The sequence below is a fragment of the Glutamicibacter uratoxydans genome (genome assembly GCF_006539925.1).
Lineage (GTDB): Bacteria > Actinomycetota > Actinomycetes > Actinomycetales > Micrococcaceae > Glutamicibacter > Glutamicibacter uratoxydans.
This window is the reverse complement of sequence record NZ_BJNY01000001.1, coordinates 274,345-298,406: the sequence shown is the minus strand read 5'-3', so window position 1 is coordinate 298,406 and position 24,062 is coordinate 274,345. Positions and strand designations below refer to the sequence as shown.

The 24,062-nt window shown below is 60.5% G+C and carries 22 protein-coding genes and 1 tRNA gene; 14 read left to right on the top strand and 9 right to left on the bottom strand.

Features of this window, described 5'->3' with window-relative positions; genetic code table 11:
• The first annotated feature begins 93 nt into the window (after positions 1–93).
• The 5 genes from AUR04nite_RS01555 (at position 94) to AUR04nite_RS01535 (ending at position 4,133) form a co-directional block, all read left to right on the top strand.
• The gene (locus AUR04nite_RS01555; protein ID WP_141361244.1) at positions 94–879 is read left to right on the top strand and encodes an ABC transporter ATP-binding protein; all 786 of its coding nucleotides are present in this window, start codon (positions 94–96) and stop codon (positions 877–879) included.
• Positions 880–916: 37 nt separating this feature from the next.
• Positions 917–1,720, top strand: a complete 804-nt coding sequence (locus tag AUR04nite_RS01550; protein ID WP_170184040.1) for a sulfite exporter TauE/SafE family protein — start codon at positions 917–919, stop codon at positions 1,718–1,720.
• Positions 1,721–1,724: 4 nt separating this feature from the next.
• Positions 1,725–2,558, top strand: coding sequence for a TrmH family RNA methyltransferase (locus AUR04nite_RS01545; RefSeq protein WP_141361374.1), 834 nt, complete (start codon positions 1,725–1,727; stop codon positions 2,556–2,558).
• A gap of 143 nt (positions 2,559–2,701) precedes the next feature.
• Positions 2,702–2,959, top strand: coding sequence for a type B 50S ribosomal protein L31 (locus AUR04nite_RS01540; protein WP_141361240.1), 258 nt, complete (start codon positions 2,702–2,704; stop codon positions 2,957–2,959).
• A gap of 118 nt (positions 2,960–3,077) precedes the next feature.
• Positions 3,078–4,133, top strand: coding sequence for a lipoyl protein ligase domain-containing protein (locus AUR04nite_RS01535; RefSeq protein ID WP_141361238.1), 1,056 nt, complete (start codon positions 3,078–3,080; stop codon positions 4,131–4,133).
• Between the two features lie 64 nt (positions 4,134–4,197).
• On the opposite strand, the gene pepN is transcribed toward AUR04nite_RS01535, so the two are convergent.
• The gene (gene pepN, locus AUR04nite_RS01530) at positions 4,198–6,840 is read right to left on the bottom strand and encodes an aminopeptidase N (RefSeq protein ID WP_141361236.1); all 2,643 of its coding nucleotides are present in this window, start codon (positions 6,838–6,840) and stop codon (positions 4,198–4,200) included.
• A gap of 160 nt (positions 6,841–7,000) precedes the next feature.
• On the opposite strand from pepN, the gene AUR04nite_RS01525 reads away from it, so the two are divergent.
• Both AUR04nite_RS01525 and AUR04nite_RS01520 read left to right on the top strand, forming a co-directional pair.
• The gene (locus AUR04nite_RS01525; protein WP_141361234.1) at positions 7,001–7,558 is read left to right on the top strand and encodes a hypothetical protein; all 558 of its coding nucleotides are present in this window, start codon (positions 7,001–7,003) and stop codon (positions 7,556–7,558) included.
• Between the two features lie 104 nt (positions 7,559–7,662).
• Positions 7,663–8,052: a VOC family protein gene (locus AUR04nite_RS01520; RefSeq protein ID WP_141361232.1), complete on the top strand. Its 390-nt coding sequence runs from the start codon at positions 7,663–7,665 to the stop codon at positions 8,050–8,052.
• A gap of 239 nt (positions 8,053–8,291) precedes the next feature.
• Here the strand turns inward: AUR04nite_RS01520 and AUR04nite_RS01515 are convergent, their stop codons facing one another.
• A complete protein-coding gene (locus AUR04nite_RS01515; protein ID WP_141361230.1) occupies positions 8,292–8,843 on the bottom strand; it encodes a GNAT family N-acetyltransferase in 552 nt (183 codons plus the stop codon).
• A gap of 113 nt (positions 8,844–8,956) precedes the next feature.
• On the opposite strand from AUR04nite_RS01515, the gene AUR04nite_RS01510 reads away from it, so the two are divergent.
• Positions 8,957–9,412 (top strand): VOC family protein, encoded by a 456-nt coding sequence (locus AUR04nite_RS01510; protein ID WP_141361228.1) that lies wholly within the window; start codon positions 8,957–8,959, stop codon positions 9,410–9,412.
• A gap of 431 nt (positions 9,413–9,843) precedes the next feature.
• On the opposite strand, the gene AUR04nite_RS01505 is transcribed toward AUR04nite_RS01510, so the two are convergent.
• Both AUR04nite_RS01505 and AUR04nite_RS01500 read right to left on the bottom strand, forming a co-directional pair.
• On the bottom strand, positions 9,844–11,865 hold the full coding sequence (locus AUR04nite_RS01505; RefSeq protein WP_141361226.1) for an acyl-CoA dehydrogenase family protein: 2,022 nt from the start codon (positions 11,863–11,865) through the stop codon (positions 9,844–9,846).
• A 36-nt stretch (positions 11,866–11,901) separates the two neighbouring features.
• The gene (locus AUR04nite_RS01500; RefSeq protein ID WP_141361224.1) at positions 11,902–12,585 is read right to left on the bottom strand and encodes a TetR/AcrR family transcriptional regulator; all 684 of its coding nucleotides are present in this window, start codon (positions 12,583–12,585) and stop codon (positions 11,902–11,904) included.
• 75 nt (positions 12,586–12,660) lie between these two features.
• Between AUR04nite_RS01500 and AUR04nite_RS01495 the strand changes: the two genes are divergently transcribed.
• The 3 genes from AUR04nite_RS01495 to AUR04nite_RS01485 are packed head-to-tail and all read left to right on the top strand — an operon-like array spanning position 12,661 to position 16,148.
• On the top strand, positions 12,661–13,956 hold the full coding sequence (locus tag AUR04nite_RS01495; protein ID WP_141361222.1) for an acetyl-CoA C-acetyltransferase: 1,296 nt from the start codon (positions 12,661–12,663) through the stop codon (positions 13,954–13,956).
• Positions 13,956–15,293 (top strand): 3-oxoacyl-ACP reductase, encoded by a 1,338-nt coding sequence (locus AUR04nite_RS01490; RefSeq protein ID WP_141361220.1) that lies wholly within the window; start codon positions 13,956–13,958, stop codon positions 15,291–15,293. The genes AUR04nite_RS01495 and AUR04nite_RS01490 overlap by 1 nt, the downstream gene beginning before the upstream one ends.
• A 33-nt stretch (positions 15,294–15,326) precedes the next feature.
• Complete coding sequence (locus AUR04nite_RS01485) at positions 15,327–16,148, top strand: MaoC family dehydratase (protein ID WP_170184035.1); 822 nt, start codon at positions 15,327–15,329, stop codon at positions 16,146–16,148.
• A gap of 63 nt (positions 16,149–16,211) precedes the next feature.
• Here the strand turns inward: AUR04nite_RS01485 and AUR04nite_RS01480 are convergent, their stop codons facing one another.
• From AUR04nite_RS01480 to AUR04nite_RS01460, 5 genes are all read right to left on the bottom strand, one after another.
• Positions 16,212–16,703: a hypothetical protein gene (locus tag AUR04nite_RS01480; RefSeq protein ID WP_141361217.1), complete on the bottom strand. Its 492-nt coding sequence runs from the start codon at positions 16,701–16,703 to the stop codon at positions 16,212–16,214.
• A gap of 177 nt (positions 16,704–16,880) precedes the next feature.
• Positions 16,881–18,002, bottom strand: a complete 1,122-nt coding sequence (locus AUR04nite_RS01475) for a glycosyltransferase (protein ID WP_170184034.1) — start codon at positions 18,000–18,002, stop codon at positions 16,881–16,883.
• A 281-nt stretch (positions 18,003–18,283) separates the two neighbouring features.
• Positions 18,284–18,368: transfer RNA gene (locus tag AUR04nite_RS01470), tRNA-Leu, on the bottom strand.
• A 312-nt stretch (positions 18,369–18,680) separates the two neighbouring features.
• Positions 18,681–19,340: an NADPH-dependent F420 reductase gene (locus AUR04nite_RS01465; RefSeq protein ID WP_246055262.1), complete on the bottom strand. Its 660-nt coding sequence runs from the start codon at positions 19,338–19,340 to the stop codon at positions 18,681–18,683.
• Between the two features lie 89 nt (positions 19,341–19,429).
• Complete coding sequence (locus tag AUR04nite_RS01460) at positions 19,430–20,710, bottom strand: Nramp family divalent metal transporter (RefSeq protein WP_141361212.1); 1,281 nt, start codon at positions 20,708–20,710, stop codon at positions 19,430–19,432.
• Between the two features lie 254 nt (positions 20,711–20,964).
• Here AUR04nite_RS01460 and AUR04nite_RS01455 point away from each other — a divergent pair, with 254 nt between their 5' ends.
• From AUR04nite_RS01455 to AUR04nite_RS01445, 3 genes are read left to right on the top strand one after another with little or no spacing between them, the layout of a single operon-like run.
• A complete protein-coding gene (locus AUR04nite_RS01455; protein ID WP_141361210.1) occupies positions 20,965–21,630 on the top strand; it encodes a response regulator transcription factor in 666 nt (221 codons plus the stop codon).
• Positions 21,627–23,066 (top strand): HAMP domain-containing sensor histidine kinase, encoded by a 1,440-nt coding sequence (locus tag AUR04nite_RS01450; RefSeq protein WP_141361208.1) that lies wholly within the window; start codon positions 21,627–21,629, stop codon positions 23,064–23,066. The genes AUR04nite_RS01455 and AUR04nite_RS01450 overlap by 4 nt, the downstream gene beginning before the upstream one ends.
• Positions 23,059–24,027, top strand: a complete 969-nt coding sequence (locus AUR04nite_RS01445; RefSeq protein ID WP_170184032.1) for a TAXI family TRAP transporter solute-binding subunit — start codon at positions 23,059–23,061, stop codon at positions 24,025–24,027. The genes AUR04nite_RS01450 and AUR04nite_RS01445 overlap by 8 nt, the downstream gene beginning before the upstream one ends.
• Positions 24,028–24,062 lie beyond the last annotated feature (35 nt).

Below are 24,062 nucleotides of genomic sequence, written 5' to 3'. Positions count from 1 at the left end.
CTACCAAACATGACGGGCGCCAGCGGGGTTGATGCGACTCATAATGTGGTGTCAATTAGTGAATCAGGGGTCAAAAGTCTAGGCTTAAATACCATGAGCGAAGTGCTATCTTTCAACGATGTCAGCGTGGTGCGCGGACGTAAAGACCTGCTAAAGGACGTTTCCTGGGAGGTTAACGAAGGCGAGCGGTGGATCGTGCTGGGTCCCAACGGGGCCGGCAAATCAACCCTAATGAACATTGCAGCGGCTCGCTTGCACCCCACCCGCGGAACTGCGCAGATTCTGGGCGAGACCATGGGACGAGTGGACGTTTTCGAACTGCGTCCGCTGATCGGCTTGAGTTCTGCACTGGTGGCGAATTCAATTCCAGGCCGCGAGACCGCACTGAACGTGGTGCTGACCGCAGCCTATGGCATGACCGGGCGCTGGCGCGAAAAGTACGAGAAGCTCGACGAGCGCCGCGCCTTCGGCCTGCTCCACGAATGGGGCATGTCGACCTTCATGAACCAGTCGTTCGACAAGCTCTCCGAAGGCGAGCGCAAGCGCGTATTGATTGCCCGTTCGCTGATGACCGACCCTGAACTGTTGATCCTCGACGAACCTGCGGCAGGTCTTGACCTTGCAGGGCGCGAAACCCTCGTGGCCAAGCTCAGCGAGCTGGCCGCCGACGAGTATGCTCCGGCCCTGGTGCTGGTGACTCATCACCTGGAAGAAGTTCCCGCCGGGTTCACGCACATCTTGATGATGCGCGACGGACAGGTAGTAGCCGCTGGCGAGATCGAGAAGACCCTCACCGAAGAAAACCTTGAAGCAACCTATGGCATGCCGTTGGCGCTGCGCAGTGAAAACGGACGCTTCTCAGCCTTCGCCCGCAACTAGGAAACTGCGACAACTCTAAGGAAAGTATCGAATAGTGATCGAATTCTGGCGTGAAGCCCTCGTCTTCCTCGGCGGACTCTGGGCTGGAACTATTAACACCGTTGTCGGCTCCGGCACCCTGGTCACTTTCCCCATCCTGGTGGCGCTGGGAATTGCCCCGGTCAACGCGGTGGTATCCAACGCCATGGGTTTGGTCGCAGGTGGATTCTCCGGAGCCTGGGGATACCGGCGCGAAGCTGCCAGTGTCAAGCGCACGCTGCTCAAGCTGGTGCCGGTCTCCCTTGCCGGCGGCCTGATCGGCTCGCTGCTGCTGCTGAATCTGCCTGATTCGGTATTCGGGGTCGTCGCCCCGATCCTGCTGGTTTGCGCACTGGTGCTGGTGATCTTCCAGCCTCGGCTCGCCAAATGGGCCAAGACCAGGCAGGCAGAATGCGGAAGCACCGACCCGGATGACGCGGACAAGGCGAAGGTTCCGCTGATCCTGTACATTCTGGTGTTCGTCATCGGCGTGTACGGCGGCTACTTCACCGCGGCCCAGGGCGTGCTGCTCATGGCGGTGTTCGGCGTCTTCTTGCAGGCTTCGCTGCAGCAGTCGAACGCGATCAAGGTGATCCTCTCGCTGATCGTGAACCTGGTTGCAGCGGTTATGTACCTGTTCATCGCTCCGGAGCGCATCCACTGGATCATCGTGCTGCTGATTGCAGTGGGCTCGCTGATCGGCGGGTTCATCGGCGCCAAGATCGGCCGAAAACTTTCGCCGGGCTGGCTGCGCACAGTCATCGTCATCCTCGGCCTCATCGCGCTGGCCAACATGCTGTACAAGCTGATGCCAAGTGCCTGAGCCAGTGGACACCATTTTCAACCCGGAACGGATCCTGCAGGTAGCAGACCTTGAGGATTCGCGTCTGGATGAATACCTCAGGCTCTCCGAAGCCCATCTGCGCATGCGCACCGACGTGGAAAACGGGCTGTATATCGCTGAAAGCACCAAGGTGGTGCAGCGCGCGATCAACGCCGGACACCAGCCGCGCAGCTTCCTGCTGGCTGAAAAGCATCTGGGTCAGCTTGTTGACGAGTTCAACAGGTTCCCGGACGCCCCCATCTTCGTCGGGGACGACCGGCAGCTAGAAAACCTGGTGGGTTTTCATCTGCACCGCGGCGCCATGGCTGCGATGAACCGCCCGGAACCGCTGGACCTGGAGCAGGTGCTGGCTGCCAGCTCGCGCATTGCCATCTTGGAAGACATCGCCGACCATACCAATCTGGGTGCCATCATCCGCTCGGCTTCCGGGCTGGGAGTCGACGCGGTGCTGATCACGCCGAAGTGCGTTGACCCCTGGTACCGACGCAGTGCAAGAGTCTCCATGGGCACCGTCTTTGACCTGCCCTGGGTGCGCTTGAATTCTTGGCCAGAAGATCTTGCCACGCTCAAAAGCCACGGATATCGAATGCTTGCCATGGAATTGACTGATGATGCGGTTCCGCTGTCCGACGTCGAGATTTCCGCGGGCGAAAAGGTGGCGATGATCCTAGGTAATGAGGGACGCGGCGTCACCTCGGCTGCCTTGGAAGCGGTGGATCAGACGGTCATTATCCCGATGTACCGCAATGTCGACTCCCTGAACGTGGGGGCTGCCAGCGCCATTGCCTTCTGGCATTTGTGCTCTTCGCCACGCTAAGTCGTTTCATGCAATCCGCATGTTTTTGATAGGATGGAATGTCTGTGTGTTCTGGTCCATGTGACCGGTTGCTGCAGGCGCAATTTTCCGAGTACGTAGCTGCTGGCAAAATCCAGTGGCCATAAACAATAAGGTGTAAAGCTATGAAGGCTGATATTCATCCACAGTACGGTCCAGTTGTCTTCAACGACCTGGCTTCCGGCGAAAAGATCCTGACCCGTTCGACCGCAACTTCGGACAAGACCATCGAGTGGGAAGACGGCAACACCTACCCAGTGATCGACGTCGAAATCTCGGCTGCATCGCACCCGTTCTACACCGGCAAGCAGCGCATCATGGACACCGCTGGTCGTGTCGAGCGCTTCAACGCCCGCTTCAAGGGCTTCGGCGGCAAGAAGTAATTCTTCGCTCCTAGCAAGCTTTCGCGGCGTGTCTCCACTTCGGTGGCGGCACGCCGCTGCTTCTTTAAGCAAGCACTGTCACAGCATCGCTCTGCAGGGCCCGGGCTAGAATAAAGTCATGACGCATCACGGTGAATACAAGGTAGTCGGTGGCAAATTAGTCGTAGTAGATCTTGAGGCTGAGAACGGGGTGATTACCCAGGCGTCGCTGAACGGGGACTTCTTCCTTGAACCAGATGACGCGCTGGAAGACCTGAATGCGGCCATTACCGGGCTACCCACCGATGCAACCCACTCCACGATCCGCGATGCGGTCACCAAGAACCTGCGCGAGGGCGCAGTCATGTTCGGCTTCGACGCTGATGCGGTAGCCCGCGTTGTCCGCCGTGCCCTGGGCCATGCGACGAAGTGGGAAGACCACGAATGGGAAATCCTCGGCCCGCAGATCATCCCGGTGGCCGAGCAGGTCGCCCTGGATGAAGTATTGACCCGCCAGATCGCCAAGGGCACACGCAAGCCGACCATCCGCTTCTGGGATTGGGATGAGAGCGCCGTAGTAATCGGCTCCTTTCAGTCCTTGAAGAATGAAGTGGACATGGAACAGGCAGAGCATTACGGCATCAAGGTCGTCCGCCGGATCTCCGGAGGCGGAGCCATGTTCATGGAAGCCGGCAACTGCATCACCTACTCGCTATACGCACCGGAATCACTGGTCGACGGCATGAGCTTTGCTGATTCCTACCCGTTCCTCGACGAGTGGGTCATGCAGGCGCTGGCAAAAACCGGAATCCACGCCCACTACAAGCCGCTGAACGACATTGCCACCGACGCCGGGAAAATCGGCGGCGCAGCACAGAAGCGGTTGGCCAACGGAGCCATGCTGCATCACGTGACCATGAGCTACGATATCGACGCAGAAAAGATGACCCGGGTGCTGCGCATTGGGCGCGAAAAGATTTCAGACAAAGGGATCACTTCGGCGGTCAAGCGCGTTGATCCGCTCAAATCGCAGACCGAGCTTGGGCGCATCGAGATCATCGAGGTGATGATGCAGACCTTCGCCGAACGCACCGGTGCAACGCGCGTCGATCTGGACGAGGAAGCACGCGCCGAGGCCCGCGCTTTGGCTCAGAAGAAGTTCGACACCGAAGAATGGACCGCCCGCGTCCCATAGCCACACATAAAACAGAAAAATGCTCTGCCCCCAGCGTTGGAGGCAGAGCATTTCTTGTCTGGGCTTAGCGGCTGTTGCGGCTGTGCGCCTGGGCCGCGAGCGAACGCTGCAGCGAAGCGCGTTCCTCAAGCATGATGCGCTTGAGTGCGCCCGGCGCCCCCTCATGGCGTTCAAGCCAGGTGTTGGCAGCGTTCAGTGCCTTGTTGTCCTCGGCGGAGCCTTCCAGATCCTGGGCCTGCGGGTACAGTCCGCGGATCACGCGGGTCGCGAACTCCATGCTCATGGTCTCGAAGACCGGCAGGATCGCCGCCCAGTAGCGCTCCTCGAAGCCGGAGAGCAGCGCGGCCGAACCCATGGTGAACCCGGCGGCGGTAGCCGACAGCGCGTCATTGGACAGCGAGCCGTGCTCGTCGCGGGCCATCAGCACGGTGTCAAAAGCCTGCTCCTTGACCTGGGCGTCGGGCAGGGCGGCCATTGCGGTGCGCACAGCATTCTGCGCAACGCTGGTCGGATTGGCCTTGGCGGCTTCGTGCATGCCCGCCCGGGCCGCCTCGTCCAAGCGGCCGGAGGCCGCCAGGGCGATGTAGGAATCCCAGAGCAGCTGCTCATCCACCGGAACCTGGTAGGAGTTCTCGCCGGCGATGAACGCGTCGATGACCTCGCTGGCAACACCGGCGCGTGCCAGACGGGCCAGTGCGCGTGCGGTTGTCATCTGCTGGTCGCTGCCGGCCTCGAACTGGGCCAGCCAGCCGGTCAGCACCGAGGAGGCGCGCAGGCGCAGCTGTTCACGCAGTTCCGGAGCCGCATAGAACGAGATGCTGTGCAGCAGCTGGTCGGTGAGGACGGTGAACACGCCGGCATCGCTGACGGTGTGGGCGTGGTCCAGGATGGCGCCGATGTAGCTCTGCGCATCCAGCGTGGCCGAACGCACCGCGTCCCACAGCGAGGCCCAGCAGGTGGCGCGCGGCAGGGAATCGGTCAGGCCGGAGAGGCTGCCCAGCAAGGTGGCGCGGGATGCCGGATCGAATTCGATAACGGCGTAGGTTTCATCGCCGTCATTGGGCAGGATCAGGGCAGGAACCGGCTTGCCCACCAAGAAGTCCAGCGAAATGCTTTCGCCGGTCAGCTCCACGGAGGCAACCTCGGTGCGGGCCAGCTTGCCCTCGGCCAGTTCATAGGCGCCGACGCTGAGCACATGCGGGCGCAGGATCGCTTCGCCGGTGATCGGGTCGGTGCCGAACTGCACCAGGGAGGCCTCGGTGATGGTTCCTGTCTCGTCCGTCGTGTAGTCGACGCGCAGCTTCGGCACGCCGCTGGTCTTCAGCCAGGCGTCGGCCCACTGGCTCATATCGCGTCCGCTGGCAGTTTCCAGCGCCTGCAGGAAGTCGTCCAGGGAGGTGTTGCCATAGGCGTGCTTGCGGAAGTAGGCGCGCGCGGCATCCCGGAAGGCTTCCTCGCCCACGAAGGCCGCCAGCTGCTTGAGCACGCTGGCGCCCTTGGCATAGGTGATGCCGTCGAAGTTCTGGTCGGCCGCCAGCAGGTCGGGGATGTCTGCCACGATCGGGTGGGTTGTCGGCATCTGGTCGGCCACATAGGCCCAGGCCTTGCGGCGGGCCGCGAAGGTGGTCCACGCGGTGGTGAAGTCGGTGGCCACATCGTTGGCCAGGGTGCCGATGTAGTCGGCGAAGGATTCCTTGAGCCACAAGTCGTCCCACCACTTCATGGTGACCAGGTCGCCGAACCACATGTGGGCCATCTCGTGCATGATGGTGTTCGCGCGCTGCTCATGCTGCGCTTCGGTGGCATGCGAGGTGAAGACATAGCGCTCGGTGAAGGTCACCAGACCCGGGTTCTCCATGGCGCCCAAGTTGTATTCCGGCACGAAGGCTGAATCATACTTGCCCCATGGGTACGGGTAGTCGAATAACTCGTGGAAGTAGCTCAGGCCGCGGCTGGTCAGTTCAAGGATCTCTTCGCTGTCGAAGTGCTCGGCCAGCGAGGCGCGGCAGGTGGCAGCCATGTCGATGACCAGCTCTTCGCCGTCGGCCAGTTCCTGCACGTGCTCGCCGCGCACCACATGGTACGGGCCTGCTAGCACCGCGGTGATGTAGCTGGAAATTTTCGGGGTGGGGGAGCAGACGACGGTCTTGGTGCCGTTCTCGTGGAAGACCTCGTCCACGATCGGCTGGTTGCTGGCAAGATGCCATGCCGATGGGCCGGTCAGGGTAAAGCGGTAGCTGGTCTTCAGGTCCGGCTGTTCAAAGCAGGCGAAGACGCGGCGCGCCTCGGATGGCTCGAACTGGGTGTAGAGGTAGGTCTCGCCGTCCTGCGGATCGACGAAGCGGTGCAGGCCCTCTCCGGAGCGGGAGTAGATTGCCCGGCCTGTGACGCGCACGGTGTTGGCCGTGTCGGTGAGCAGTCCGGTCAGGTAGATGCGGGAGTCGAGGACCGCTTCGTTCAGGTCGATGGGGCTGCCGTTGACCAGAACTTCCTGCACCGACTCATGAATGAAGTCCAAGAAGGTCTGGCCGGAGGCAGAACTGAAATTCAAGGTCGTCACCGATGGATAGCTCGTGGCATCCTGATCGGCGGCGTTCGACAGGTCCAGCTGTACCTCGGCAAAGTGCCAGGTGATGTCGGCAGCGCGCAGGGCGGCTTCATCTCGCCGGAGATTTTCATTCGGTGCATAGCGTTCTAGTGTGTCCACCATCCCAGCTTAGCTGTGAAACGAATGTTTGAGACTATTTGATTCAGTCTTTTTATCTCCTCGGCGGATATCCGCCATGGCAGACGCGAATTGGGAGGAAGATTTCTTCTCGAATAGGCTTGGAGACTAGCACGGACGACGAAAAGCAGGAGAGCAGGCAATGGATACATTCATCAAGGGACCGTCGAAGCGCGATGTCGCGGGTATGAAGGCTGCATTCGGTACGGTGGCTGCCTCCGATATTATTTCGGTCCTCTACAAAACTGTTCGCTACGGAAACTTTTTGGTGACCGGCACTGCCCACGCCACGGTGCTGGATGACCTGATGGTCGGTGGTTTGAATGCGGCGGCGGCTGCAAAGAAGGCCAAGGGTTCCGATGGCGAAGAAGTAATCCAGCGCCAGCCAGACAAGGATGTGCGAGCATTTCCTGCCGAATTCGACGGCGAATTCACTGCGGTCGACATCGAAGCGGGAGAACTGAAACACGGCGATCTGGTAGCTGCCAGCTTCAGCCAGGAGCCTTATGGCGATTTCCTCATTACCGGCGTCGTCACCGAGTCGGATGACGATTCTGCCTATCTGATGGTTGGTCCTTGGCTCATCCACGACCAGAACGGCAACGCCGACCGGTTGCTGGAGATCAAGCTGATCGCCGCCAACGGAGCGCATATCGCACCCGTTCCAGCCAAGCGCTCGTGGGACGATCCAGAAAGCTAGATTCATAGCGAAGGCCGCGAATTCAGGCGAGAATTCGTGGCCTTTGTCTATGCGCTGTAGCCCCAGAGATAGTGTTCAGAGTAATCAGCCGACGGGAGAATCACATGCAACTTCACCACGTACAGCTGTCCATGCATCGAGGCGAAGAAGACGCCGCGCGCAACTTTTATCAAGAGGGCTTGGGGCTGGAGGAAGTTCCGAAGCCGCCTGCGCTTGCTCCGCGGGGCGGGTGCTGGTTCCGCTCGCCTGCAGGGAGCGGCGACCGCGTCGAGATCCATTTGGGAGTGGAGGACGGTTTCACGGCTTCGGCAAAGGCGCACCCGGCTTTCGTCCTGAACAGCCGGGCCGAGCTCGACGCCATGGCCGAGCGCATTCAGCGGCTGAATATGGAGGTGAGCTGGAAAGAGGAGTTCACCTTCGAGGGCTACAGCCGTTTTCATGCCAAAGATCCATTTGGCAATCGGCTGGAATTCCTTGCGGTAGCGGAGCGGTAGTTTTCCCATGAGGGGCATCCAGCACGCTGTACGTCGGTGATAACTGTGAGGCTGATTATCTTGGAGCCAAAGCTGCCGGGCTGTAGGCGCTGCATCTCGACCGTGGCGGCGAAGAGAACCAGTGGCGCACCAGTTCGCTGCATGCGTTGGGAGTCGACCGGCTCGGCGGCTACTGCGGCTGATTGAACTGCTCGCAGAGCCTGGTTTGATCAACGGACTTGGCCCTAGAGCCGATTGCACTACGCGTCGCGAAGGTCGAGCTCCACCAGTGTCAGACTGCGATTCTTATTCAAGATCTGGAAGCCCAGATTAGTAAAGGTGCTGAGCACTCCTGTGAAGAGTCCGGCACTGTCTTTGGCGGTGATGGAGGTATCCGTGGGCCGTGCCCTAAGCACCCGTGCACCGTTGCTTTGGGCGTGTTCTACAGCGGCCTCCAGCAGAGACGCGGCAATTCTGCGACGGCGAAATCCTTCTTTGACCACAAAGCAGGTGGCAACCCATACGCCAGAATCTACAAGGTGGCCACGAGGTTTGAAGCGCGGAAAACGTGCAGCGGGGCCTACCTGAAGCCATCCTGCTGGCTGATCGTCCGCGTAGGCGATCAGTCCTGCCGGAACACCGTCGGAACACACCTGTTCTTCCAGCGCTGCTTCATTCGCCGCCGCTCCTTGATTCCACTGTTCATCGATGAAGTACTGGCATTTGCACCACGATGGATCGCCGGTGGAGCCGAAAACTTCTAGGACATCCGGCCAGTTTTCCGCCTCTGCTGGGCGCACTTGGATCTTCATGCGGACCGTTGCTTCCCTTCATTTCCCGTCAATGCACTGTTGCTACGGCCAACCTCGGCGTAGCATCCGGGGCAGCGGCAATAGGAAACCAATTATGCGCAAGGAGCGGTGAGATGCCAATGGTCAAACGCCTGGACCATGTCGGTGTGACGGTTTTGGACCTCGATGAAATGATCAGGTTTTTTGAGCTTTTGGGGCTTGAGGTCCAAGGCAGGATGGACGGATTTGAAGGAGAGTTTCTCGACACTGTCTGCGGGATTCCCCATTCCAAAACGTCTATTGTCATGCTTGGCATCCCCGGAACGGATGTCGGGATCGAGCTTTCAAGCTTCGAAAGACCAACTGGGGGTTCCATTCATCCTGACTTGATGGCCAATGACCCTGGACTGCGTTCGCTCGCTTTTGAGGTCGAGGATCTCGAAGCGCTTCTGGATGTTCTGAGCGAACAGGGACATTCACTGATTGGGGGAGTGGGAGAACACGAAGGCGTCTGGAAGATGGCCTATGTACGTGGGCCCGAGGGAATCATCGTGGCATTGGCACAGCGGATCGACGGTGACCGGCTGTAGCTGCGTACTCCTGGGGCATGACAGCGCGCCCCGCCAAATTTGGCGAGACACGCTGCAGGCAAGTTCTTTGGACTTAGGGCTTCCGGACCTCAAGGACGTATCCATTGCCGCCGAAGCTGTTGCCCCATTGGCAATTGCGTACGACGACCGCTGTGTGGACAGTGGCAGAAATGGCCATAACCCGAGTCGTTAAATTCACTTGGCAGACCAGTTTGTCTTTGAACACCTGCTCTGTCCAGCCGCCAGCCTGCGCAGGAGCTCCGACTAAGAGATTTGCCGCGAGCAGTGCAGTCACGCCGGCAGAAGCCGCGATTCGCTTGGAATTCTTGAACACGGCTATCTTTCAATGTGAACTGTAATTGCAAGTCAAGTTAAAACAGCTGGGGGTGCGCGCATCGAGTCGATGCACGCACCCCAGCCGCTGGCAGCGCCTAGGCGCGGGACTTGGCCTTCTTCAGCGACTTCTCGCTGATTGGGGCGTTGTCGCTGGCGCGCAGCTTGCGGAAGTATTCCATTGCCTCGTCCTGGCGTTCGGCTTCGCCGCCCGAAGAGATGTCAGCGCGCAGGTGGTCCTGCGTGTAGCCGAAGGCATCCACCAGATCCTGGGCATGAGGACGCAGTCGAGCCAGCAGGCGGTTGATGTACTCCGGCAGGGTGCGGGCGCGCTGCATGGACAGGCGGCCATTGGCCAGGTACCAGCCGAGGTCGTCTTCGATCACTGTCAGGGCGAAGACATCGCGCAGCCAGGTCAAGACCTCGCGGGTTGGCTCGTCGGCAGCTTTTTCCAGGGCGGCGGTGAAGGCTTCCCAGCGCAGCAACTGGCCGTGGTCGCGCGCGGCGGAGATCAGCAGATCCTGATTCTCATTGAATGCGGCGGCGGCCTTGGCAGGGTTCTTGCCGGCCGCGCGCAGCGCGTTGGCGACTTCTGCCACCTTGGCGTTGATGCGGTCGGTCAGCAGCGCCCGCTGGTTGGCGGGATCCTTGAAGAAGTTGGCGCTCTTGCGTTCATCGGAGACATCGGCGAATGCCTGGCCGGCGCTGCGCAGGCCGAAGCGGTTCAGTGCGGTGGTGCCGACCTGCTTGGCAACATAGCGGGCCATGGCGCCGGTATCCAGCTTGCGGAACTCGGATGCGTAGTCGGTCAGCAGGCGCTTGCCCACCAGCTGCAGCAGCACATTGTTGTCGCCTTCGAAGGTGACGTAGATGTCGAGGTCCTGGTACAGCTGGGTGAAGCGGTTCTTGGCGATGAAGCCGGAACCGCCGCAAGCTTCGCGGGCTTCCTGCAGGGTATCCAGCGCATCCCAGGTGCTCAGCGGCTTCAGCGCTGCGGCGAGGGTTTCTAGGTCCTGGCGGTCCTCGTCGGTGTCTTCGCGTCCAGAGAAGACCGCGTCGAACTTGTCTAGCAGTTCGTCGTGGGCGAAGGAGGCGGCGTAGGTGCGGGCCAGCCGGGTGATCAGGCGGCGCTGGTGGCGCTGGTAGTCGAGCAGCGTGGTCTCTTCGGTGTCTGAGGTGCTGTTGAACTGGCGGCGCTGGTTGCCGTAGGTGATGGCGATCTGCAGGGCGATCTTCGAGGCGTTGGTGCTGGCGCCGTCCAGCGAGACGCGTCCCTGGACCAGGGTGCCGAGCATTGTGAAGAAGCGGCGGCCAGGGGAGGCGATCGGGGAGGAGTAGCTGCCGTCGGCCGCCACGTTGCCGTAGCGGTTGAGCAGGTTGGTGCGCGGGACGCGGACGTTGGTGAAGTGCAGGCGGCCGTTGTCGATGCCGTTCAATCCGCCCTTCAATCCGTCGTCTTCGCCGCCCACGCCCTCAAGGAAGTTGCCTTCCTCGTCGCGGATCGGGACATAGAAGCAGTGCACGCCGTGGTTGACGCCCTTGGTGATCAGCTGGGCGAAGACGGTGGCAGCCTTGCCGTGCAGCGCCGCATTGCCCAGGAATTCCTTCCAGGCGGCCTTGAACGGGGTGTGGATGACGAATTCTTCGGTGGCCTCGTCGTAGGTGGCGGTGGTGGCCACCGCCGCCACGTCGGAGCCGTGGCCGATCTCGGTCATGGCGAAGGCGCCGGGGGTTTCCAGGCTCATGGCGGCCGGGAGCCACTTGGCGTGGTGCTCTTCGGTGCCCAGATGCAGCACGGCGCCTGCGAACAGGCCCCACTGCACGCCGGCCTTGATCTGCAGCGAAGGGTCGGCCGCGACGAGCTCCTCAAAGGCCGCCAGCGATCCGCCGTGGTCGTCATGGCCGCCGAACTTCTTCGGGAAGGCGCGCTGGACGGCCTGTTCGTCGACCAGGATGCTCAGCTGGTTCAGCACGCGTTCGCGGTGCTCGTCCATGCCCAGCAGCGGGTCGCGCTGCAGTTCGGGACGTGCGGCGCGGGCACGGGAGGCCTTGCGGATTTCGGCGTAGGGGCCGAGCAGCTGCTCCGACAGGGCGTTGACGTCGATGCGGTTCTCACTCATGTCTTTACCTTTCAATCACTGCGTAAATTGTTGTTTCTAAGCTTTGGGGGTGGCGGCGATGCCATAGGCAAGCCAGCTGGTGAGTTCATTGGCCAGCTGCTCAAGGCTCGGCTTGGCCTCGGTGTCTGGCTGGCGCAGCCACTGTTCGCCGGCGGCTCGGACCATGCCCAATGCGGCGCGCGGCCAGAGGTTGATCGCTGCGCTGGAGGCGTTGGCGGCGTAGAGCCTGGTGATCCGCTCGCTGATCAGCCCGGTGACTTCCTCGAAGAAGTCGTTCAGCGCGCCGACTGATTCGTCTTGGATCGCCTTGGCTCCCGCCGCTGCTCCGAAGGCCGCTTCGGGGCGAACGGCGGTGACGAAGAAGTACAGGTTCGGGCTGTTGGCGGCCAATTCCAGATAAGCGGTGACCATCGCATGCAGCGCGCTGGCCTCGTCGTCCTTGGCCAGTCCTGCGGCGATCACGCGGCGGCGGAAGTCGTTGATGACCATGGCGCCCAGTGCCTGGCGCAGCCCTTCCTTGTCACCGAAGTACCTGTAGTACACGGGTTTGGAAGTCTTCGCGTGGTTGGCGATCTCTTCCATCGAAACCTGGGGGCCAAGCTTGTGCACGGCCTTGCGGGCCAGCTTCAGCAGTTCCTGGTTGCGTGCGGTGCGGTGGGCTTCCCAGCGCGCCGCACGGCCATCGGTTGCCGTGTCGAAATCTTCAGTGAGCTTGTTCACGTTACTCACAGTATCATGTACTCTTGGTTACAGTAATACTTCTCACAGCGAATTCTTTTCAGGAGTCATAGCAAGATGAGCCAGCCCGCAGTGCGCAATGCAGTGATCATCGGTGGAAACCGAATTCCCTTCGCCCGTTCCAACACCGCCTACGTCAACGCCTCCAACCAAGACATGTTCACCGCAGCGCTCGAAGGCCTGGTGGCCCGCTTCGGCCTGCAGGGCCAGCGCATCGGCGCGGTCTCCGGCGGCGCGGTGCTCAAGCATTCCAAGGACTTCAACCTGATCCGCGAATGCGTTCTGGGCAGCTCGCTGGATGCCGCGACCCCCGCCTACGACGTGCAGATGGCCTGCGCCACCGGCATGGAGGCCATTGGCTCGCTGGCCAACAAGATCAAGCTGGGCCAGCTGGAATCCGCCATCGGCGGCGGCGTGGACACCACCTCGGATGCGCCAATCGCAGTCTCCGAAGCGCTGCGCGGCATCCTGCTCGAGCTTTCCCGCGCCCGCACCACCAAGGCCAAGCTCGCAGCCCTGGCGAAGATCCGCCCTGCCCACCTGGCACCCAGCGCTCCGGGCACCGGCGAGCCGCGCACCGGCCTGTCCATGGGCGACCACCAGGCCATCACCACCAAGGCCTGGGGCATCACCCGCCAGGCGCAGGACGAACTGGCCCTGGCCAGCCACAAGAATCTTGCCGCCGCCTACGACCGCGGCTTCTTCAACGACCTGATCACCCCGTTCAACGGCCTGTCCAAGGACAACAACCTGCGCGCGGACTCCACCATGGAGAAGCTGGGCAAGCTCAAGCCTGCCTTCGGCAAGAACCTGGGCGACGCGGCCACCATGACCGCCGGCAACTCCACCCCGCTGACCGACGGCGCCTCCGCTGTGCTGCTGGGCAGCGAAGAGTACGCCAAGGACAACGACCTGCCGATGCTAGCGAATTTCGTCGACTTTGAGGCCGGTGCTGTTGATTTTGTCCACGGTGCTGAGGGCCTGCTCATGGCTCCTGCCTACGCCACCGCGCGCCTGCTCAAGCGCAACAACCTGAGCCTGCAGGACTTCGACTTCTACGAGATCCACGAAGCATTTGCAGGAACCGTGCTCGCCACGCTCAAGGCTTGGGAGGATGAAGAGTTCTGCCGTGAGAAGCTGGGATTGGACGCACCGCTGGGTGCGATCGACCGCAGCAAGCTCAACGTCAACGGTTCGTCGCTGGCTGCCGGACACCCATTCGCCGCCACCGGCGGACGCATCATTGCAAGCACCGCAAAGATGCTGCATGAAAAGGGTTCGGGCCGCGCACTGATTTCGGTTTGCGCTGCTGGCGGCCAGGGAGTCGTAGCGATCTTGGAGGCACGCAACTAATGGCAGACAAGTACATGGAACTGGTCAACACCGGATTCACCAAGAAACTAGCAAAACTTCTCGGCTTGCCCCGCCCTCCGCGCCTGCGCCGCTATGGGGCCGACACCCCGCTGCTTCCCGGCCCGGTGCTGGTCCTGGGCCAGTCGCCCAAGGCACAGCAGCTCAGCGACACGCTGATCTCCTGGGATCTGGACGTCCGCCGCCACGATGCGGGGGACACCAAGCTCGGCGGCATCATCCTGCTGCTCGACGAGTTGACCCACCCGGAGCAGCTTTCCCCGCTGATGCTCGCCGCCGGCAAGGCACTGCGCAACCTGGTGCCAGGCGCCCGTGTCGTCTCGTTTTCGCGCCAGGCACTGGACAGCGACAAGCCGGCCGTGGCTGCGGTGCGCCAGGGCATTGACGGAGCCATCCGCTCGCTGGGCCGCGAGATGCGCGGCGGCGCCACCGCCAACGGCATCGTGCTGCAGGAAGGCACCGAAATCACCAGCCCGAGTGCCATTGGCGCGCTGAACTTCTTCCTCTCCGGCCGCAGCGCCTATGTCGACGGCCAGTTCCTCACGGTGAAGACCACCGACGGCGAGCTGCCGGAAGACTTCCACAAGCCACTGGCAGGCAAGGTGGCAGTAGTCACCGGCGCAGCCCGCGGCATCGGCGCGGCAATTTCCCGCACCCTGGCCCGCGACGGCGCCCAGGTGGTTGTGGTGGACATGCCGCAGGCCGGCGAATCGCTGGCCGCCGTCGCCAATGAGATCGGCGCGACGACCCTTCAGCTGGATGTCACCGCCAAGGATGCCGGACAGCAGATCATCGACCATGCAATCAAGCGCCACGGTTCCCTGGACATCGTGGTGCACAACGCCGGCATCACGCGCGACAAGCTGCTGGCGAACATGGACGAGACTCGCTGGGATTCGGTGATCGCAGTGAATATCGCCTCGCAGCTGCGCATGAATGAGATCTTCCTGGCGGCCAAGCTGCCCGGACTGCGCATCGTGTCGCTGGCCTCGACCTCAGGCATCGCGGGCAATCGCGGCCAGACAAACTACGCCGCATCCAAGGGCGGGGTGATCGGCATGGTGCATTCATCGGCCAAGCTGTTTGCCGCAGCCGGAGGCTCCATCGCGGCCGTGGCCCCGGGGTTCATCGAAACCGAGATGACAGCTAAGATCCCGCTGGGCACGCGCACCGTGGCACGCATGGTGCTGCCGTCGCTGATGCAGGGCGGCCTGCCCGAAGACGTGGCAGAAGCCATTGCCTTCCTCAGCTCTGATGCCGCGGCAGGCCTGAACGGCCAGGTGCTGCGCGTATGCGGACAGTCGTTGGTGGGAGCCTAGGTGGGGGCAGAGCTCGTAACGCAGATCCCGAGCATGGGGTCGATCTATGCCAAGGCAGTCACAACCCTGGGGCGCAAGCCCAAGGACCCGGTGCTGCCGGAAACCGTGCTGGTCTATCAAAGCGCCATGGCGGATCCGGCCAAGCTCAGCGAGTTCCGCCGGGCCGTCGGCGCGCCAATGAACGGCGTGCTGCCCAGCCTGTATGTGCACACTCTGGCGTTTCCGCTGGCCATGTCGCTGATGCTGCGCCCGGATTTTCCGCTGCCGCTGCTGGGCATGATCCACTTGAGCAACTCGGTCCGCGTAGATGAACCGCTCAAGGAAGACGAGGCCTTCGACATCGAGGTCAAGAGCGAGAATCTGCGGGCCCATGACAAGGGGGCAACCTGCGACCTGGTGGTGCTGATCGTGGTCAACGGCCAGAACCGGATGGAACTTCGCAGCACCTTCTTAGCCAAGGGAGTCAAGCTGCGCGGCGAAGAGCCGGTGAAGAAAGCCCATGAAGCATTCGCAGCCCCGCTGCGCACGGCTTCGTGGAAGCTTGATGCTGGGACCGGGCGCCGCTGGGCTGCAATTTCCGGTGACTACAACCCGATCCACCTCTCCGGGCTCAGTGCCAAGGCGCTGGGCATGCCCCGGGCGATTGCCCACGGCATCTACCTAGCGGCGCGCGCCCTGAGTGGAATCGAGCCGTCGAGCGGTTCCTACGAATGGAATATCGAATTCAAGACGCCGGTCGTGCTGCCCGCCTCGGTGGATTTGGCTTTCGACGCCCAGCCGGACGGCTATCGGGTCCAGGCATGGAATGCCCGCAAGGGCAAGCCGCACTTTGACCTGGGACTCAAGCGCAACTAATCCTGATGGCAAAGCAAAAGGTGGATCGTTCAGAACGATCCACCTTTTGCTTTGCCTCAGCTGTTAGCGCTGGGCGAGGAATAGTCCTACGGGCACGCTGAGGATCACGACCAGATAGATGATGCGAGCGCACCACGCCAGCCCGGCGCGTTTCGCGCCCTTGGTGTGCAGCAGAGCCAGGACCAGCACTGCAATCAAGGCGAGACCGCCGATGAGAATAAGCGCCTGGAACTCCAGGAGTGCGCCGGTAAGGACCATGATGTTTCCGCCGGTCCACAACAGCGTTCTAGCCCACAGGGACGAATTGTTGCGCGCCGGTGCTTGGAGGAAGCGCTCCTGCATGGAAATAACGTACTGGACGAGTCCTGCCACGAGAACCAGATAGGCCGCAGTCCAGCTGCCCTTGGCCAAATCCAAAGGTCCGGTCACGGCGGAAACTAATCCGCCGGCGACAATGCAGAAGAAGCCTATGGCCACTCCTGCCTTGACGGCATTGGGCACCGGTTCTGGAGCTGCTGGTGAGTTCGACAGTGTTGAATTGAAGCTTGAACTCATTGATGTTCTTTCGTTATTGCTATTCGTCGCCATACGCCACCTGTATCGAAATGGCGGCACGGCGGGAAATACGAAGCGGCAAAGGCTGGACGCCAGCCTTCACAATCCACGCTATCACCGCTAGTTATGGATCTGATTTGAATGCTGATTGGCGGGTTAAAGGACTTCACCTGCTAATTAGCCGAGCAGCGCAGATTGGGAAATCCGGTAGCTGGCCAAAGTCTCCACCGCCGCACGCTCCCAAGTGAAAGCGCCCGAATGCTCAAGCGCATCATGTCCTGCTTGAGTCACGATTTCCGGATGCTGTGCCAAGTGAATAAGCTTCTGCGCCCACAATGAAGAATTTGGCTCCGGGATGAGCCAGCCGGATGCTCCATCGTTCACGGCATAGCTCAGCCCGCCCACTGCATTGGCAATGACCGGCGTACCGCAGGCCTGGGCCTCGGCAGCTACCAAGCCGAAAGTTTCAGACAGCGAAGGCACGGCAACGACATCGGCATTCGCGAAGACTGCTGCCAACTGTGCAGGCTCCTGGGGACCGAAGAAGCGCACCACGTCTTCGATCCCTTCACGCTCGCAGAGCTGATCGAGGTCGTAGTCGGCGCTGCCGGAAGCCGCACCGAACAGGGATGCGGTGATCCTCAGTTCCGGATGTTGCCTGCGGGCTGCTCCGACGGCTTTGAGCAGCAGGTGCGCACCCTTCAGCGGCTGGAGCCTTCCGGCATACACCAGATGCAGGTCATCTGCGCCCAGCGGCCTGCAGAGCTTGTCCTGATCCGGGTGGAATACTCGATGATTTACGCCCGGAAGGACGACGTCGAGATTCGACTTGTCTACGCCGTAGAACTTTTGCAATTGCGAGGATTCCACCGGCGTATTAGCGACAATTCTGTTGGCCTGGTTGAGCAGCAGGGTTTCAGCGTCCTTGCGCAGTGCTGGCTCGGCGATGCCTGATTCATGCTCTTTAGCTGCGGCCGAAGTATGCATCGAAACGATCAACGGTGCATGGAACACTGTTGCGAGCTGGAGCCCCACCATGCCTGACAGCCAATAATGTGCATGGATGACGTCAATCTTGATTCCCTGCAGATGCTCGGCGATGGCGGCAGCTGCAGGATCGATGATCTGCGGCAGCTGCTCCTTGCTCAAATTCTGGTTTGCGGCGACCTGGACATGGTGCATCCATACGCCTTCGGCAACTTGCTGCGACTCTGTTGGTCCAGCGCTGCGAGTCACCATGTGCACTTCATGGCCCAAGGCTCCGAGGGCAAAGGAGAGGTTTTGAATGTAAACATTCATGCCCCCTGCATCACCAGATCCAGGCTGCTGCATGGGGGAGGTGTGGAGGGAAAGCATGGCGATTCGCATCGAAGCTCCGAAGAAATTGAAACTGTTGGCTATGGCGGCTTGTTCAGCCCTATTTGATGCTACCAATTCGGAACCAGTGGAGCCCTCTTGCGTCCTAGGGGGAATTTCAGCTTCAACCACCCACAGGCGCATGAGCTAGGTCTGCCTCTCGACCTTTTAGATTCAGATAGCAAAAACCCCTGAAAGACTCTAGTCAATCAGGGGTTTACCTGTGCGCGAAAGGGGACTTGAACCCCTACCCTCTAAGCGAGGACCAGCACCTCAAGCTGGCGCGTCTACCTATTCCGCCACCCGCGCAGGTTGTTTGTTGTTCGCGTTGTTATCGCTGGCAACGAAGTAAAACTTTACCATCGGATTCTCTCGAATACCAATCGGCTGCCACTGGATGGATCGAGGGCATTTTTCCCGAGATTACGCGGAAAATTGGAGGTTGATTAGTAGTTACGCACATTTTTTCTTGATTTTCGTGTTCAGTGTCACAGAATTTTGTTCAGCCTCACAGAATTTAAGGAAGATTCCGTTGATGTCTTGGGAGGCGGGCCACAGAATATCGAAACGCCGGACAATGGAAACCTGGGAAGTTGCAATCTAGACGATAACCAATTGCATCTACGTCCGTGTTAAACGCTCAAGTTCCTCGTAGCCCAAAACCTCGTTGAACACCGGGCCGCCAGGTTCCAAGATTCTTCCTGCCTTTAGCGACCGCAAAACGAGGGGTCTGAAACCCAACCGTTTGGTCAACTCCGCAACGAGCTCAGCCGCAGCGCTATCATCCGAAGCGACGGCCAAGGCGCGTTGTCCGGAAGTCCTCGCAGTGCGGTCAGCGTCCAGATCCCAATGGCTGATGTGATTGAACGCCTTGACCACGCGGGCGGGGGAGAAGCGCAGCGCAATGACTTCGCTGCTGGATAAGCCTGAGGCTAGACCTTCTTCGAACCACTGCGGCAGCGGTTCTTCCTGCCAACGGTTGGTGGCGTCAATCAGAATGCTCTGACCGAACGACTCTGCGTCAACGTCATCCAGTTCCTCTTGGGGCACCATTAGAACTACTGCATCAACTCCGGAAGCAATCTCTTCGGCAGATACGGCCCGGGCCTGCGGTGCATATTGGGCCAGATGGTACTTCATCATTTGGGGCGTCCGAGTAGAGGCAATGTTGACGTCGATTCCGCACAGTGCGGCCACTCGCGCCAGCGCGGTGCCTGCCCGCCCGGCTCCGAGAATACCAATTCGTTGAATCTGCATGATCTCATTTTCGTCGGCTTTCATCCCGCTGGAAAATCGCAAAAGAACGGCAGCCGGTTTCCACTCGTTTGGTGTGGAAGCCGGCTGCCGTTCCTCTGACTTATGAAATTTAGTTAGGCGAACAACGGCGCCACTGCCTTCCACAGCTGCTGCCCGCCGAGAATGATGAACAGGATCGCGGTGATGGCCAGCGCGATGTTTGTATGCAGGCGGTTGGCCCATTCCTTCGGAATGCGACGACCATTAAGCAGTCCAAGCAATGTGACTGCCAGGAACGGCATGAACAATGCACCCAGTACGCCGTAGGCCAGGATCAGTGCGATCGGCTTGTCCAGCAGGAACAACACCATTGGTGGGAAAGTCAGCCACAGGACATAGAACTTGAAGTACTTTCCGCCGGTCATGGTGTCCGGATGGTTGGCAGGCTTCTTGCGCATATGGCCCCAGAAGTCGGCAAACATCAATGACACGCCATTCCACACGCCGATGATCGAGGAGAAGGAGGCGGCCCAGAAGCCAACCAGGAATCCATTGCCGACCACAACTCCGTAGCGCTCGCGCAGCACATCGGCGAGCTCCAGCAGGCCCTTGTCGCCGCCGGAGATGGCAACGCCGGCGGCGCGCACCACTTCGGCGCCGACGATCAGCATCGCGATCACAAAAATACCGGTCATGACATAGGCCATGGTGTTGTCAATGCGCATCACGCGCATCCACTTCGGGGTGTACCAGCCCTTTTCACGCAGCCAGTATCCATAGGCCGCCAAGGTGATGGTTCCGCCCACGCCGCCGGCCAGCGCCAGGGTGTAGACCACGCCGCCTTCGGGGATCATCGGGATCAGGCCCTTGAACATCTCGGGGATATTGGGCACGGCGATGAACGCCAAGCCGACCACGGTGACGAACATGATGCCCACGAGCACTGCGGTGATCTTCTCGAAGAAGTTGTACTTTCCAAACCAGACCAGCACGAAGCCTAACAGGCCCATGATGACAGCCCAGATCTTCAGATCCAGTGCAGGGAACAGCGCCGCCAACGGCATGGCGGCGGAGCTCATTGCGGTGGCGCCATACACGAAGCCCCAGATGATGATGTAGGGGCCGAAGTACCAGGTAGTCCAAGGGCCCAGGGTCTTCCAGCCCTCGAAAATCGTCTTCCCGGTGGCCAAGGTGTAGCGTCCGGCGCCCTCAACGAGCACGATTTTCAGGATAACGCCGAGAATCACCGCCCACAGAAGCGCGTAGCCGTACTGGCTGCCGGCAACGAGAGTCGCAACCATATCGGCTGCGCCAACACCGGTTGCCGCCACCACAAGGCCGGGGCCGACAATCTTCCACTTCGGAGGCCGGCCCCCGTCCCTGTCAACATTGAGCTGCTGAGTTGTCTCAGACATTTTCCATCCTCCACGATGCGAGTTTGGCAGGCATCCTTCGCAGAGCCGCCATATATTCTCCCGGCCGGCTGGCTCGTCATCGAGCAGGGCGCGGGGCAAGTACTCCTTCGAATCTATGGGTGACGTGCATTACTTCCAAGCCCGGTGCGGAGAACTAACACTGTCTTAGGTAAGTGCGAGAAACACTGAAGACTAGGACTATTAGACTGTTAGCGTTAGTTCGATGAAGGCCCCGGAAAACCAAGGATGTACTCGTGCAGCTCATGATCATTGAAGATGATGACGCAGTGGCAGGCGCCCTGGTGGATGCGGTAACGGCTTCTGGACACCAGGCGTTCCGGGTTGCGCGCGGAGCGGATGCACTGCTCCAGCATCAGGCGGCCCAAATGATCCTTTTGGATCTTGGGCTTCCAGATCTTGACGGGCTTGAGGTGCTGCGCAAGCTGCGTCTGGTGACCGATGCGCCGGTGATCATCTTGACCGCCCGAAACGATGAACGCAGTGTTGTGCGCGGTCTGCGCCTCGGCGCCGACGACTACCTGATTAAGCCCATCGGCCTGGCAGTTCTGATGGCGCGGATCGAAGCGGTGGCCCGCCGGGCACTGGTGCAAACCGAAGACGCAAACAACCTGCAGCTGGGGCAATTGCGCATCGACGTCGACAAGCGTGAAGCATTCATCAAGGAACGCAGCCTCGGGCTCACTGCCAAAGAATTTGATCTGCTCACCCTCTTGGCGCGACATGCAGGATCTGTGGTGACTCGCGAACAGATTCTGGATTCGCTGTGGGGCGACGCATTCGTCGCGGTTTCCAGGTCGCTGGATGTCCACCTCACCGGCCTGCGGTCGAAGCTTGAGACCCCCGGGATGATCATCAACGTTCGAGGCGTCGGCTACCGTCTAGAAGTTCCCAGCCCATGAGATTGCGCGTCTTGGCCGTCCTAGGCGCCTTGCTGTGCTTTATTGCGGTAATTTTGTCGGTCTTGCTGCTGCGCAGCATCAGCAGCACGACTACCCAGGACGTTCAGCTTTCCAGGCTTGCCGCAATGAACCGATTCGTCCAGTTGGCAAGCTTCGACAACGATCCCTTGGATATCGGCGCGCTTCAGCTGGAGATGGACACCTATAGCGAACTGTTCAATGAAGGCCTGATCATCAACATCGGCGGAAGACAGCTGTCCTCGGGGAATATCGATCCGCTCGATCCGGTGGTGAGCACCGCCATGCGGGATGCGAGCATCAATCTGGAACAGACCGAACTTCAGGACATCAGCCCATTCAGCAGCTCTACGGCAGTGCTTGCCAGGCCGTTTGGAGACGCAACACAAGTACTTGGCTCCGTGATTCTGCAAGCCAATCTGGAGCCGGCTCGAAGCACCATCCTGCGCGGCTGGTCAATTGTTGTCATCGCGACGCTCAGCGCCTGCGCTGGACTGCTGCTTTTGGCTGACCGCCTTTCAACCTGGGTATTGCGGCCCGTCCAGCAGCTGATCCGGGCAGTTTCTGAATTGGCTCGCACCCAGAAGCCCCGCCCGCTGCAGGCAGCCGGCCCGCCCGAGCTGAGGGCGCTGTCGCGCTCCTTTGGCCAGATGGCGCAGTCGGTCACCGACAGCTTGGAGCAGCAGCGGGAACTGATCGCTGAGACTTCCCACCAGCTGCGCAATCCCATCGCCGCATTGAGGCTGCGCGTGGATCTGCTGAAGATGCGCTTGGGAGCACAGGCTCTCAGCGGCGAAGTCGCAGCAGTCGAGAAAGAGCTGCGGAGGATGGAAAACTTGATTGATTCTGTGCTGCTTCTGGCCAGCGCCGAGCATCGGGTGTCGGAAGCAAACTCGTATTCCAACGCACAGACTGTAGAAACGCAGACGGCTTCGTTGCCAGCGGCGGCCATGCTGAGAGATGAGATCGAGCGGCATACCGCTCGGGCGGCTCAGCTCAAGACGCCGCTGCTGCTCAAGATTCCACAGCAAGAGCCCGACGAAATCTACGTTGAATGCAATGAATATGAACTTCAAATGATGCTTGAAGAACTGATCTCGAACGCACTGAAATATGCCGCCGGCGCTCCCATAGAACTTGAATTGACGGCTGCTTCTCGAACCGTAGAAATTGCGATTCGCGATCACGGGAAGGGCCTGCCCGAGCCAGACCTTGCCCTGGTCTCGCGAAGGTACTGGAGAGCCGAGCCAGCCGGGCAGATCGCGGGCACAGGACTTGGCATGGCTATCGTTCAGAGTTTGGCCAAGGCGAATAAGGGAACGCTGAGCGTCGAGAATGCTGTTGGCGGAGGACTGCGCGCAGCCCTGCAGCTTCCACGGGGCCAAGCGTCTGTTGCGGCGGGAGCAAACGATGAGTAGCTCGAAACTGTCCCGAAGGACCGTGCTCAAATGGTCGCTGGGACTGCCGCTTGCTGTGGCCGCTCCTGTTGCCTTCGGCGGATGCAGCGCCCATTCAGCGGACGAACTGAACATCGCGGCAGGTGAAGAAGGTGGAGTCTATTTTGAATTCGCGACCCTATTGTCGCTGGCTCTCGTTCGTCACGGAATCGCGAAAACTTCACGGGCCATCGCCACTGAAGCGAGCGTGCAGAACCTGAATATGCTGGCCAGCGGCGACGCCCAGTTGTCATTGGCATTGGCGGACACCGTCGCGCAGTATCGCCAGGATGGCCATGGCAGCAAGCCGGTGGCCCTGGGCAGGGTGTACCAAAACTACTTCCACTGCATTTCCCGTGCCGAGTCCAGAATCTTCACACTTGATGATCTGGCTGGACGCCGCATCGGAACTGGAGCGGCAGGGTCCGGGACCTGGGTGACAGGGCAAAGGATCCTCAAAGCGGCCGGGCTGCCCACCGCCGCCAGGCCGCCGGAAGAAGTCAAACTCGGCTATGCCGATGGATTGGAGGCCTTGAAAAGCGGCGACATTGATGCGCTCTTCCTTTTCGGTGGCATGCCGGTACGTGGAGTCGCGGAGCTCGCCCGGCACGTCGACCTGCGGCTGATGAATCTCAACGACGTGCTCCAGTCTTTGCGCAGAAGCTATCCAGGACTGTACGACCACGTGACGATCCCCGGCGGCACCTACCCCCGAGTTCCGGAGGCTTCAAGCATCGGCGTTGCCAATCTGCTGATGGCGTCCGAAAGCCTGGACGAAGATCTAGTAGGAAGAATTGTCCGCATGCTGGTGGAACATGCGCAGGAACTGATCCCGGAACAAACAGCCGGCATGCAGTTCCTGAGCCCGCAATCGCTGATCAGCACCGCAGGGCAGCCGCTGCATCCTGGTGCCAGAACCGCTTATCGGCAGCTGCACGGCTAAGGTTGAGAACAAACATGTGCATCTTCGAAAAAGGA

Bases quoted from the DNA above. Each gene is read 5' to 3' on its own strand.
- AUR04nite_RS01555 (WP_141361244.1), top strand. From the start codon at position 94: ATGAGCGAAGTGCTATCTTTCAACGATGTCAGCGTGGTGCGCGGACGT.
- AUR04nite_RS01540 (WP_141361240.1), top strand. From the start codon at position 2,702: ATGAAGGCTGATATTCATCCACAGTACGGTCCAGTTGTCTTCAACGAC.
- AUR04nite_RS01535 (WP_141361238.1), top strand. From the start codon at position 3,078: ATGACGCATCACGGTGAATACAAGGTAGTCGGTGGCAAATTAGTCGTA.
- AUR04nite_RS01525 (WP_141361234.1), top strand. From the start codon at position 7,001: ATGGATACATTCATCAAGGGACCGTCGAAGCGCGATGTCGCGGGTATG.
- AUR04nite_RS01520 (WP_141361232.1), top strand. From the start codon at position 7,663: ATGCAACTTCACCACGTACAGCTGTCCATGCATCGAGGCGAAGAAGAC.
- AUR04nite_RS01515 (WP_141361230.1), bottom strand. From the start codon at position 8,843: ATGAAGATCCAAGTGCGCCCAGCAGAGGCGGAAAACTGGCCGGATGTC.
- AUR04nite_RS01510 (WP_141361228.1), top strand. From the start codon at position 8,957: ATGCCAATGGTCAAACGCCTGGACCATGTCGGTGTGACGGTTTTGGAC.
- AUR04nite_RS01505 (WP_141361226.1), bottom strand. From the start codon at position 11,865: ATGAGTGAGAACCGCATCGACGTCAACGCCCTGTCGGAGCAGCTGCTC.
- AUR04nite_RS01495 (WP_141361222.1), top strand. From the start codon at position 12,661: ATGAGCCAGCCCGCAGTGCGCAATGCAGTGATCATCGGTGGAAACCGA.
- AUR04nite_RS01490 (WP_141361220.1), top strand. From the start codon at position 13,956: ATGGCAGACAAGTACATGGAACTGGTCAACACCGGATTCACCAAGAAA.
- AUR04nite_RS01485 (WP_170184035.1), top strand. From the start codon at position 15,327: ATGGGGTCGATCTATGCCAAGGCAGTCACAACCCTGGGGCGCAAGCCC.
- AUR04nite_RS01480 (WP_141361217.1), bottom strand. From the start codon at position 16,703: ATGAGTTCAAGCTTCAATTCAACACTGTCGAACTCACCAGCAGCTCCA.
- AUR04nite_RS01475 (WP_170184034.1), bottom strand. From the start codon at position 18,002: ATGAATGTTTACATTCAAAACCTCTCCTTTGCCCTCGGAGCCTTGGGC.
- AUR04nite_RS01465 (WP_246055262.1), bottom strand. From the start codon at position 19,340: ATGAAAGCCGACGAAAATGAGATCATGCAGATTCAACGAATTGGTATT.
- AUR04nite_RS01460 (WP_141361212.1), bottom strand. From the start codon at position 20,710: ATGTCTGAGACAACTCAGCAGCTCAATGTTGACAGGGACGGGGGCCGG.
- AUR04nite_RS01450 (WP_141361208.1), top strand. From the start codon at position 21,627: ATGAGATTGCGCGTCTTGGCCGTCCTAGGCGCCTTGCTGTGCTTTATT.
- AUR04nite_RS01445 (WP_170184032.1), top strand. From the start codon at position 23,059: ATGAGTAGCTCGAAACTGTCCCGAAGGACCGTGCTCAAATGGTCGCTG.